This window comes from Actinacidiphila acidipaludis (assembly GCF_019890725.1).
Taxonomy (GTDB): domain Bacteria; phylum Actinomycetota; class Actinomycetes; order Streptomycetales; family Streptomycetaceae; genus Actinacidiphila; species Actinacidiphila acidipaludis.
The window spans coordinates 50,868-61,692 of sequence record NZ_JAINZZ010000048.1 but is presented as its reverse complement, the minus strand read 5'-3'; the positions used below and the strand labels follow the sequence as shown (position 1 = coordinate 61,692).

Here is a 10,825-nt window from a genome sequence, read left to right as displayed (position 1 = left end):
GGCCTCCGGGTTCCGCGCCCGGCGCCGTGCCGCCCGCCGCCGGCCGCTCGGGCTGACGCGGCGCGGCTGACCCGGGCGCAGGGAGCAAGGCGCAGAACGCGGACCGCATGGCCCGGCTTCAGGGGCCGGGCCAGCCCGCTTCCAGCAGGTCGAAGACGGCGTCCATGGCGGCGCGCGGGTCGGACGCCCGTCCGGCGAGGTCGGGCACTTCGAGCACATAGCGGACGAGCGCCCGCACGGTCATGTCGTCGGCCGTGCGGCCGGCCTCGGCGGCCACGGCCTCGGCGAGGGCGTCCTCGCTCGCGACCCACAGCTTCCTGGAGTAGTCCGCGAGGGCGGGCGTGCCGGTGATCAGCGCGGTCCTGCGGCGGAACTCGGGCGTGGGTTCGGCCATGAACGGACCGCGGCCGCTGATGAACGCACGCAGCGCGGCGATGATCGACCGGCCCTCCGGCCGCTCGCGGACGGCGGCGACCAGTCCTTCACGGCGCTCGACGCCGTCGTCGAAGATCAGCGCCTCCTTGCCGTCGGGCACGTGCTTGAAGAGCGTGGCGACGGCGACGTCCGCCTCCTCGGCGATCTGCGCGACGGTCACCTGGTCGTAGCCGCGCTCGGTGAAGAGCCGCAGAGCGGCGTCCGCCAGCGCCTGCCGGGTCTGTGCCTTCTTCCGCTCGCGCCGTCCCTGCGCGGGCGCGGCGGCGTCCCGCCCCGAGCCCCCGCCGGGGTCCGCCGCCACCTCACCCTGTGTGGTCATGCCCCGATCGTAGCCCGCTTCAAGGACCACTACGAAAGTAGAGGCATTATGAAAATGAAGTGACTCTGCTTATGCTGGAGGAGGCCGGCCCGCCCTGGCGCGGCGCCGCCTTGCCCACCCCGCACGGAAGGAGCGCGCCATGGATCCCACGACGCAGCAGCCCGCGCAGACCGAGGCGCCCGTAGCGACGCCGGGACCGGCGTCCGCTTCGCCCGCGGCCTCCACGGCGCGCACCGCTCAGGGCGGGCCACCGACCGGGGAGGCCGCACCACCGGGCACGGGCGGCACGCCGCCCTCCACCCGCCTGATGTGGGCGATCCTGGGACTGGTCCTGCTCGCCGACGCCCTCGACATGATCGACTCGACGGTGACCACCATCGCCGCGCCCACCGTCGCAGCCGACCTCGGCGGCGGCCCCGGCCTCATCAAGTGGCTGGGCTCGTCCTACGCCCTGGCCATGGGCGTGCTGCTGGTCATCGGCGGACGGCTGGGCGACAAGTTCGGGCAGCGCCGGCTCTTCCTGGCCGGCATGGCCGGGTTCACCGCCGCCTCGGCCGTCTGCGGCATCGCACCCGACCCCGCCCTGCTGATCGTCGCCCGGGTCGCGCAGGGCGCCTTCGGCGCGCTGCTGATCCCGCAGGGCATGGCGATCATGACCAAGACCTTCACCCGGGACATGCTGGGCAAGGCGTTCGGGATGTTCGGGCCGCTGCTCGGCCTCGCCTCGGTCGGCGGGCCGGTCCTCGCCGGACTCGTCATCGACGCCGACATCGCCGGACTGTCCTGGCGGCCGGTCTTCCTGATCAACCTGCTGCTCGGCGGTGCCGGCCTCGTCCTGGCCCTGCGGCTGCTGCCGCGCGACCGGGACGCCCGGCGGGACACCGTGGTCGACGGCGTCGGGTCCGGGCTGCTCGCAGCCGCGATGTTCGGCCTGCTGTACGGGCTGATCGAGGGCTCCACCGACGGCTGGACGGCCTTGCCGATCGGCTCGGTCGCCGCCGGCCTGCTGTTCTTCGCCGCCTTCGCCCGCCGGCAGGGCACCGCCGCCCAGCCGCTGCTCAAGCCCTCCCTGCTGCGCAACCGGGGCTTCTCGTCGGGCATGCTGCTCGGTCTCGTGGTCTTCGCCGCGACCAGCGGTCTGGTCTACGTGCTGTCGCTGTTCATGCAGGACGGCCTGCACGCCACGCCGCGGACGGCCGCGCTCGGCCTCCTGCCGCTGACCCTCGGCATCATCGTCTCGGCGGGCGCGTGCATGGCGCTGATCAAGCGGCTCGGCCGGAACCTGATCCGCATCGGCCTGCTCCTCGTGCTGGGCGGCTGCGGCTGGCTGCTGGCGCTCGTCGCGCACTCCGGGACGTCCCTGAGCCTGTGGGGACTGGCCCCCGCGGTGTTCCTCACCGGGCTCGGCATGGGCGCCTGCTACGGCACGATCTTCGACGTCGCGCTCGGGGACATCGCCGGCGACGAGGCCGGCAGCGCCAGCGGCTCGCTGAGCGCGGTGCAGCAGCTCGCGGCGGGCATCGGCTCGGCGGCGGTCACGTCGGTCTTCTTCCGGATCGCCGACACCGGCGGTCAGGGGCGGGCGATGACGATCAGTCTGATCGTGGTCCTCGCGGTCGCCGCCGTCTGCCTTCCCGCGGTCGGTCTGCTGCCGCGCAAGGCCCCGGACGACGCGCCGGGACACGGCGCGCCGGCGGAGACCTGAGGGTGACGGCTGCCGCCGGCGCGGGCCGGCCCAGCCGGGGCCGGCCCGCCGCCGTCCGGGAGTCACCCGATCCCGGGCGCCTGCTCGGGCAGGCCGTTCAGCCAGTCGACCAGGATCGCGTTGAGCTCGGCCGGGCGCTCCTGCTGGATCCAGTGCCCGCAGCCGTCGAGGATGTGCGACGCGACCAGACCCGGCAGGGTCGCGGGGAAGGCGGCGACGGCGTCGGCCAGCCACGTGGTGGAGGCGTCGAGCGCCCCGCCCACGAACAGCGAGGGCTGGCGGACGGGCGCACCGTCGAGGTCGGCGAGGTCCTCCCAGTCCCGGTCCATGTTCCGGTACCGGTTCAGCGCCCCCGTCAGGCCCGTCCGCTCGAACTCCTCGGCGTACACGCCGAGTTCGTCCTCCGACAGCCAGGAAGGCAGCGCGCCGACGGGGAAGCGCTCGCGCAGCGTCCCGCCGCGGCGGACGAAGTGCGGGTCGGGGGCGCCGGCCGCCGGCATCGTGTCGGCGGACAGCGCGGCGTAGAACCCGGCGAGCCAGCCGCGGACGTCCGGCTCGATCTCGGCCTCGGCGCGGCCGGGCTGCTGGAAGTACCCGACGTAGAACTCGTCGCGGGCCGGTGCGTCCTCGCTCCCGCTCCCGCCGCCGCTCATCGCGGCGAAGACCTCGCTGGGCCGCGGGCCGCCGCGCGGGGTGTAGGGCACGCTGAGCAGGCCCACCGCCCGGAACACCTCGGGCCGGAGCAGGGCGGCGTTGGCGGCGATGCCCGCGCCCCAGTCGTGGCCGACGATCACCGCGGTCTCCTCCTCCAGGGCGCGCACCACGGCGGCCGCGTCCGCCACCAGTTCCCGCATCCGGTAGGCGGCCGGATCCTCCGGACGGGAGGAACGCCCGTACCCGCGGACGTCCACGGCGACCGCGCGGTACCCGGCCGCGGCGAGGGCCGGCAGCTGGCGGCGCCAGGAGTACCAGGACTCCGGGAAACCGTGCACGAGCAGCACCAGCGGCCCCGTGCCCTGCTCCACCAGATGGACGCGGCCGGCGGGACCCGGCACCAGGCGGTGCGTGGCGTCGCCGGGGACGGGACTGGGCTGCGGCATGGGACCTCCTGGGTGTGCGGGCGACGCGGCCGCCGGGTGCGATCGCGGCTCCGTGAGTGATCATGCGGCGGCGAGGGCGCGCCGTGCGACCTTTGTTGCCGCTCCGGCAAACCGGCGTGCTGGCGGTGCGGGTCGCGCCGCGGGAGCCCCGGGGTGGGACGGCCCGTGCCGCGACCGCCGCGACGCGCCCGGACCAATCCGCCGTATGACGCTGCGTCAAGATCCGCACGCCGGTAGCATCACGCTGGTCTCCGGCGCCCCGGCCAGAGCGGGCCGCCGCACCGTAGGTCGGCAGGCGTGACCTGCCGAGGAGGGGGAGTCATGCTGCAGCAGCCCACCCGACGGACCGTCCTGCACGGTCTGGCCGCCGGCGTCGGGGTGATCGCCTTCGATCCGCTGACCCGTTCCTGGGTCACCGGCAAGGCGGCCCCGGCATCCGCCGCCGGGAGCGGCTTCGCCCATGTCCCGCCGCTGGACGGCACCCTGCTGACCGACCCGGCCTCGCTCGACGCCGACGCCGACGACTTCGGGCACATCGTGCACCGCCGCCCGGCCGCCGTGCTGCGCCCCGGCTCCGTCGCCGACGTCGTCGCCATGGTGCGGTTCTGCAACACCCACCGCATCCAGATCGCCGCCCGCGGTCAGGGCCACGGCACCAACGGCCAGGCCCAGGTCGAGGGCGGGCTCATCATCGAGACCGCGCCGCTCGACGGCATCGGGCCGGTCCGGCCGGGACCGGCCGGCACCGGCACCGTAACGGTCGGCGCGGGCACGGTCTGGAGCGCGGTCGTCCACGCGACCCTCGCGCACGGTCTGACCCCGCCGGTCTTCACGGACTACCTGGAGCTGTCGGTCGGCGGCACGCTGTCCGTCGGCGGCCTCGGCGGCCAGTCGCACCTGCACGGCGCCCAGGTCGACAACGTCACCGAACTCCAGGTCGTCACCGGCGCCGGCGAGCTCGTCACCTGCTCGCCCGCCCGCCGCCCGGACCTCTTCCGGGCCGTGCTCGCCGGCCTCGGCCAGTGCGCGGTCATCGTCTCGGCGACGCTGCGCCTGGTGACGGCACCCACCTCGGTGCGGCACTTCCTGCTCCCGTACACGGACCTGGAGACCTTCCTCGACGACCAGCGCCGCCTGGCCGAGGACGACCGCTTCGCGTACGTGGAGGGCGAGGTCGCGCCGGACGCGCAGGGCGCGTTCACCGGGTACGTCCTCGAAGCGGTCGCCTACGGTCCGCCCGCCGGTCCCGCTCCCGACGACGCCGCGCTGCTCAGCGGACTGCGCTACGACAAGGCCGGTGCGATCACCGCGGAGACGCTGGGGTACTTCGACTTCCTCAACCGGCTCGCCGGCGGTGTGGCCGCCCTCGAACAGGCCGGTCTGTGGTCGTGGGCCCACCCGTGGCTGAACCTGCTGCTGCCCGGCGACCGTGCCGCGGACCTCGCCCGTACCCTGCTCGGCCGGCTGACCGGCCAGGACACCGGCCCCGGCGGCGTCGTCCTCCTCTACCCCCTGACCGGGCGGCGCCTGCACACCCCGCTGCTGCGCGTCCCGGACGACCCGGTGCCGTACCTGCTCGCCGTGCTGTGGACGCTCGACCCCGCCGATCCGGCGCCCATCGCCGCGCGCACCGCGGCCAACCACGCGGCCTACGAACTGGTCCGCGCCGCGGGCGGCACCCAGTACCCCGTCGGCAGCATCCCCATGACGCCCGCCGACTGGCGCGCCCAATACGGCCGCGCCTGGCCGGAGTTCACCGCGGCCAAGCACCGCTACGACCCCCGTGGCCTGCTCGCCCCCGGGCAGCACGTCTTCTCCTCCTGAGGACGCGGGTCCTGGCGCGGCTGCCGGGACCTCCCGGGCCGTCACCGGCCCCGGCGCGGCGCGGGCACCCCGGTCAGGCGGGGCGTTCGAGGAGGGCCTTGAGGGTGGCGAGGTCGGCGGCGACGGCGGCGGCGTCACGGGCGAAGTCGTCGTCGGACATGCCCGGTCGGCGGCGCAGGGTGAAGACGACCTCGCTGCCGCCGTCGTCCGGGACGACCCGCATGGGGTTGGAGACGGTCTCACCGGACGGGAGCGTCACGTCGTGGTCGAGGACGCCGAAGTCGTTGGGCGGCGCGAACGAGACGACGACATGGCCCATGGGGGAGTCGGCGACCCACCGGCCGTCCACCTCCTCGACCGAGGTGCCGAGGCCCGCGGCCCACGACGGGAGGTTCGACGGGCGGCGGGCGAATTCGTACACCTCGGCCGCGGGACGGGCGATCCAGGCGCTGATGTGGCGCGACGTGGTGGTCATGACCGCCAGTCTCGCGCGGGTGCCACCGCTACGGAGCCAGGCACGCGCGAACGTCCGCGATCAGCGCGTCGGCGTCGTCCAGCGCGGCCGCCAGCGCTTCCGGCGCCTCCCGGCCTCGCGGCCCGGCCGCCGCGAACAGGCCGTGCGCCCGGGCCGCGAAGCCGGGCGGCGCCGACGGGAGCCGCCCCGCCGAGTCGACGGCGCCCTTCTCGTTGACCAGCCACCGCCCCGCGTCGGCGTGCAGGGCCTGGACCAGCACGCCGACCGCCCGGAAGAGGCAGCCGGCGACGAAGAACGCGTCGCCGCGCCGCGCGCCCTTGCGCGCGTTCGCGACCACGAACGACGGCTCCCAGCGCGCGCTGTCGACCAGTGCGTCACGCAAGGGCGCGGGGTACTCCCGCATCCGGTCCTGGAGCGCGCCCAACTCCCCGGCGGGATCGGCCAGGACGCGGCCCATCGCCAACTCGCCCGCGTAGGCGTGCGAGTACACGCCCAGCGGATGGCCCGGCTGCGTCCCGATCTCGAACCGGCCGGCCGAGCACTCCTCCCATACGCGCCGCACCCGGTCGAGGTCACGGTAGATCCAGTCCACCGGGCGGCCGTCGACGGTCAGCCAGGCGCCGCCGTCCACCCACGGCCCCCAGCCGCCCGGCTCGGTCACCGCGACGTCGGCTCCCGTCAGTTCGGCCGCCAGCGCCCGCAACGCCCCGGTGTCCAGCGGCTTCCGGTAGTACAGGCCGAGGTCGACGTCGGAGTCCGGGTGGTGGGTGCCGCGCGCCCGGCTGCCGCCCAGGCACACCCCGACGACGCCGTCGACCGCGGCCAGCCGCCCCGCCATCTCCGCCAGGTCGTCCACCGGCTACCGCCGCTCCGGCCCGAGGACGACCGCGGCCCTGACGAACGTGCCGCTCTCCGCCTGACCGACCAGGAAATCGGCCACGTCGGCGCGGCTGACGCGCGCCGCAGAGGTCGGCCTGCTGCTGATGGCCACCGGCGTGGGCGCGGCGGCGTCGTTCCCGCTGGTCGCGGCGCTCATGAGACGGGTCGGTTCCCGGCGGCTGTCCCTGGTGTCGGCGCTGTGCCTGGCTCTGCTGCTGTTCGCGATGGCGGCGGCGCCGAACTACCCGGTGGCCCTGGTCGTGATGTGCGCCGACGGCGTCCTGGTGGGGTGCCTCAACGTCGCCATGAACGCGCAGGGCGCGGCGCTGGAGGCCACCTACGGACGCAACGCCATGGCACGGCTGCACGCGACCTTCAGCGGCGGTTCGCTCGCCGCGGCGCTGCTGGCCTCGGGCATGAACGCGGTGACCTCGACGGTGGCCGTGCACTTCGCGGTGGGGGCCGTCCTCCTGCTGGCGCTGCTGGCGTCCGCCCGTACCGGGCTCCTGGCGGACGACCCGGCGGCGGCGCGGAAGCCGAAGAAGGAAACAGAAGGCGCGGAGGGCGGGGAGGGCAGGAGCCGGAGCACGTGGGCGTTCCCCGCACGGATGACGTTGTGGATGGGCCTGGCCATGGCGTTCGGCACCGTGACCGAGGGCGCGATGAACGACTGGTCGGCCCTCTACATGAAGGACGTGGCCAAGGCCTCGGCGGAGCTGGCTCCGATGGGCATCGCGGTGGTCTCGGTGATGATGGTGCTGGCCCGGCTGTTCGCCGACGGGTGGCGCAGCCGCTGGGGCGACGGCCGGGTGGTGCGGGTGGGCAGCACCCTGGCCGGGGCCGGACTGGCGCTCGCCCTGCTGAGCGGGGGTGTGGCGCCGGCTCTCGCGGGCTTCGCCTGTGTCGGCCTCGGCATCGCGGCGGTCACGCCGTGCGTCTACGTGGCCGCGGCCGGGCAGGGCTCCGACGCCCTGACCCTGGTCGCCACCATGGGCACGACCGGCCTGCTCGCGGGCCCGCCGGTGATCGGCTTCATCGCCAACGCGAGCAGCCTGGTGTGGGGCCTGGCCGCGGTCTCGGCCTCGGCGGTCGTCGTCGCGCTGTGCAGCACGCAGATCCGCTGGACCGCACCTGAGCCGCAGGCCGGTCCGGTGGCGGCGGCGCCCGCCGCACCGGCCGCGCCCACGCCCTGAACCGGCGGAGGCGTCACTCGGTGGGGTAGATGTCCCCCGCCGCCATCATGCTCTCCTGCTCGCTGTCGAGCTCCAGCTGCCTGACCCGCTCCTGGAGCCGCCTGCGCTCCTCGGGGTCCTGGCTGCGTTCGGCCTCGGCCTCCAGCTCCCGCGCCTTGTCCCGCATCTCCTGCAGATGGCGGTGGGCATCGCCTGTCGCGTTCATGATCGGCCCTCGCTCCGTACCGGGAGGTCTGCCCTACCAGCGAAACAGGCGCGGCCGCCGAACGCCAACCGGCGGCCCCGCCGCGCACGGGCAGAGCGCCGGCCGGGCCGGTGGGGCTCCGAGGGCGGGGAACCCTGTTGCCCCGGGCCGGGCCCCCTGCGAGGATCTTGGCCATGCCCGTCTCCCCCGTCGTTCGAGGGCCCCTGGCCCGCACGCGACGGCCTCTCTCCCCCACCACGCGAAGGACGGCGGCCGTATGAGGCTCCTGGTGCTGGGCGCCACCGGCACGACCGGCACGCAGGTGGTGCGCCGGGCGCTGGAGGCCGGACACGACGTGACGGCCCTGGTGCGCGACCCCGCGCGCATGAAGATCACCGATCCGCGCGTCCGGGTCGTCGTGGGCGAGGTGACCCGGGACGTGCCGGCCGTGGCGGCCGCCGCGGAGGGCTGCGGCGCCGTGGTCAGCGCCCTCGGCTCGGGCCGCACCCTGCGAAGCCTGCGCTCGCCGACGGTCATGGCCGACGCCGCACCGGTGATCGTGGCGGCGATGGGCGAGGCCGGCGTCACCCGGCTGGTGTTCCTGTCCTCGCTGGGCGTCGGGGACTCCTGGGCGCGCACTCCCGTACTCCTCAAGGCGCTCTACAGGCCTGCGCTCAGCCGGGTCTTCGCCGACAAGGCCGCGGGCGAACGGGTACTCAGGGCGAGCGACCTGGACTGGACCCTGGTGCTTCCGCCGATGCTCGGCAACGGCCCGCGCACCGGCCGTGTCACCGCGGGCGCCGGTCTGCGGCTCGGCGGCGCGCCGCTCAGCCCGAGGTGCGCCTTGATCGCCGGGAGCCGCGACGCCCACGTGGCGTACTGGAAGCCCAGCGAGCAGAACAGGGCCGCGATGGCCAACTGGCCGCGGCGGAAGGGATCGTGCACGCGGAACATCGGCATCAGCCCACCTCGTGTTGTGTTGACCACCCGCGCGGCGGACCGCTGGCCGGATGCGGTTCGCCGGCGCGGTCCGGGAGGACCGGCCGGGACATGTAGACCGGATCGACTCCGTAGCCGTCGCCGGGCACCCGCTCGTCCCGGGCCGTGAAGCCGTTCGCGGACCAGAACGTGTCGCTGCCGCCGACGGCGACCAGGGAGATCTCCTCGTACCCGGCCGACCGCGCGGTCTCCGTGAGGTGCCGCAGCAGCCGCCGGCCGAGGCCCCGGCCGCGCAGGTCCTCGGCGACGACCAGGTCGTGCAGGTGCAGGTTCCGCGAGCGGAACACCGTCTCCTCGGCCCGGGCCAGGTCGGGGAACGCGGACTCCGGGTAGGGCAGGGCCAGCAGATAGCCCGCGAGCCGGGGGCCCACGTCCAGCACGAAGCAGGTGGCAGGGGAGGACCGCGCCCTTGACCGCAGGGCGGCCGGCTCCTCCGACAGCCCCAGCGGCGCGTAGGCGCGGTTCTCCAGGGTGGTGATCCCGGCCCAGTCGCCCTCGGCGACGGGACGGATCCGGGTGCGTACGTCGGCGTTCATCCGCCCTCTCCGCGAACGCAGATGTGGGGGAGCGGCTTGATGCCGTTGAACCCCCGGGACTGGTAACTGATCGCGTACGCGCCGCTGGACAGCACCCACACCGGGTCCCCCGACGCCAGGCCCTCGGGGACCAGAACGTGCCCGGGCGCCTGCGTGTCGGCGCTGTCGCAGGTCGGGCCGGCGACGGTGACGGGCACGAGCGGACCGGACGGACGGGTGGGGAAAACCAGCGGGTACCGCACGTCGTCCATCTCGTACAACCCGTTGAACTTGCCGGCGCTCAGGTACAGCCACCGCCGTGGCTCGCCGTCGGCGCCGGTCCGGGTCGACAGGCGGGCCACGTGCGCCCGCACGGCGCCGTGGTCGGCGACCAGGTGCCGGCCGGGCTCCACGACGAACCGCAGCCGGTGCCCCGGCACCTGCGCACAGCGCTCCATGCCCTCGCGCATGGCGGCGAACATCTTGTCGAGCGAGGGCGCGAACGGCTCGCCGTGCCGGTCGAGATAACCGAGCGCCGGCAGCCCGCCGCCCAGGTTCACGTGGTCCAGGGCGATACCGTGCCCGGCCAGCACCTCCAGAACGTCGGTGAGGTCGTCGAAGGCGCGCTGCCACGCCTCGGTGGTCATCTGCTGCGACCCGACGTGGACGGACAGTCCCGACGGGATCAGCCCGGCGTCCCGCGCGGCCCGCAGGACGCGGACCGCGTCGCCGGCCGAGCAGCCGAACTTGTCACTGAGCCCCCACAGTGCCCCGTACCCGTCGGTGGCCAGGCGGCAGAACACCCGCACGCCGGGGGCGTGCAGGGCGATCGCCGCCACGTCCTCGGTGCTGTCGGTGGCGTAGTCGCGGACGCCCAGCCGGTGGGCGTCCGCGATGTTCCGGTCGGACTTCACGGGGTTGCCGTAGTGGATCCGCTCCGGCGGCACCCCCGCCGCGATCGCCTGCGCGATCTCGTCGGGGCTCGCGGCGTCGACACCCGCACCCTTGAGAGCGAGGCAGGAGATCACCTCGTCCAGCGGGCACGCCTTCATCGCGAACCGGACGTCGACGCCGGGCAGTTCCTCCAGCAGGGATTCGTGGCGGGCCTCGATGCCGTCGAGGTCGAAGACGATCAGGTCCTCGGTGGCATCGGCCAGGGCGGCCAGCAGGGCCGCGTCGTGGTGCGTCATCGACGGA

At 74.8% G+C, this 10,825-nt stretch carries 10 protein-coding genes and 3 pseudogenes; 4 read left to right on the top strand and 9 right to left on the bottom strand.

The window, feature by feature from the left end; translation table 11 throughout:
* Positions 1-118: 118 nt before the first annotated feature.
* On the bottom strand, positions 119-754 hold the full coding sequence (locus tag K7862_RS28060; RefSeq protein ID WP_222967386.1) for a TetR/AcrR family transcriptional regulator: 636 nt from the start codon (positions 752-754) through the stop codon (positions 119-121).
* Positions 755-893: 139 nt separating this feature from the next.
* Between K7862_RS28060 and K7862_RS28055 the strand changes: the two genes are divergently transcribed.
* A complete protein-coding gene (locus K7862_RS28055) occupies positions 894-2,459 on the top strand; it encodes an MFS transporter (RefSeq protein ID WP_262413935.1) in 1,566 nt (521 codons plus the stop codon).
* 62 nt (positions 2,460-2,521) lie between these two features.
* On the opposite strand, the gene K7862_RS28050 is transcribed toward K7862_RS28055, so the two are convergent.
* Positions 2,522-3,559 carry an alpha/beta fold hydrolase gene (locus K7862_RS28050; protein ID WP_222967384.1) on the bottom strand — a complete coding sequence of 346 codons (1,038 nt, stop codon included), beginning with the start codon at positions 3,557-3,559 and terminating at the stop codon, positions 2,522-2,524.
* 321 nt (positions 3,560-3,880) lie between these two features.
* Here K7862_RS28050 and K7862_RS28045 point away from each other — a divergent pair, with 321 nt between their 5' ends.
* Positions 3,881-5,383, top strand: coding sequence for an FAD-binding protein (locus tag K7862_RS28045; RefSeq protein WP_222967382.1), 1,503 nt, complete (start codon positions 3,881-3,883; stop codon positions 5,381-5,383).
* 73 nt (positions 5,384-5,456) lie between these two features.
* On the opposite strand, the gene K7862_RS28040 is transcribed toward K7862_RS28045, so the two are convergent.
* Genes K7862_RS28040 through K7862_RS28030 form a run of 3 tightly spaced genes read right to left on the bottom strand, consistent with a single transcriptional unit; the run spans position 5,457 to position 6,894 of the window.
* Positions 5,457-5,858 (bottom strand): SRPBCC family protein, encoded by a 402-nt coding sequence (locus K7862_RS28040; protein WP_222967380.1) that lies wholly within the window; start codon positions 5,856-5,858, stop codon positions 5,457-5,459.
* 28 nt (positions 5,859-5,886) lie between these two features.
* Positions 5,887-6,696: a nucleotidyltransferase domain-containing protein gene (locus K7862_RS28035; protein WP_222967394.1), complete on the bottom strand. Its 810-nt coding sequence runs from the start codon at positions 6,694-6,696 to the stop codon at positions 5,887-5,889.
* A 21-nt stretch (positions 6,697-6,717) separates the two neighbouring features.
* The gene (locus tag K7862_RS28030) at positions 6,718-6,894 is read right to left on the bottom strand and encodes a hypothetical protein (protein WP_222967397.1); all 177 of its coding nucleotides are present in this window, start codon (positions 6,892-6,894) and stop codon (positions 6,718-6,720) included.
* On the opposite strand from K7862_RS28030, the pseudogene K7862_RS28025 reads away from it, so the two are divergent.
* Positions 6,818-7,930, top strand: a pseudogene (locus tag K7862_RS28025) (MFS transporter); the annotation flags it as partial. The gene K7862_RS28030 and the pseudogene K7862_RS28025 sit on opposite strands and share 77 nt — an antisense overlap.
* A gap of 13 nt (positions 7,931-7,943) precedes the next feature.
* On the opposite strand, the gene K7862_RS28020 reads toward K7862_RS28025, so the two are convergent.
* Positions 7,944-8,135: a DUF6381 family protein gene (locus K7862_RS28020; RefSeq protein WP_222967377.1), complete on the bottom strand. Its 192-nt coding sequence runs from the start codon at positions 8,133-8,135 to the stop codon at positions 7,944-7,946.
* On the opposite strand from K7862_RS28020, the pseudogene K7862_RS37865 reads away from it, so the two are divergent.
* Positions 8,134-8,874, top strand: a pseudogene (locus tag K7862_RS37865) (NAD(P)-dependent oxidoreductase); the annotation flags it as partial. The gene K7862_RS28020 and the pseudogene K7862_RS37865 sit on opposite strands and share 2 nt — an antisense overlap.
* Positions 8,875-8,933: 59 nt before the next feature.
* On the opposite strand, the pseudogene K7862_RS37860 reads toward K7862_RS37865, so the two are convergent.
* The 3 genes and pseudogenes from K7862_RS37860 to K7862_RS28010 form a co-directional block, all read right to left on the bottom strand.
* A pseudogene (locus K7862_RS37860) lies at positions 8,934-9,068 on the bottom strand (MFS transporter); the annotation flags it as partial.
* A 5-nt stretch (positions 9,069-9,073) separates the two neighbouring features.
* On the bottom strand, positions 9,074-9,649 hold the full coding sequence (locus K7862_RS28015) for a GNAT family N-acetyltransferase (protein WP_222967375.1): 576 nt from the start codon (positions 9,647-9,649) through the stop codon (positions 9,074-9,076).
* Positions 9,646-10,818 (bottom strand): type III PLP-dependent enzyme, encoded by a 1,173-nt coding sequence (locus K7862_RS28010; RefSeq protein WP_222967373.1) that lies wholly within the window; start codon positions 10,816-10,818, stop codon positions 9,646-9,648. Before K7862_RS28010 ends, K7862_RS28015 begins: the two co-directional genes overlap by 4 nt.
* Between the last annotated feature and the right edge of the window lie 7 nt (positions 10,819-10,825).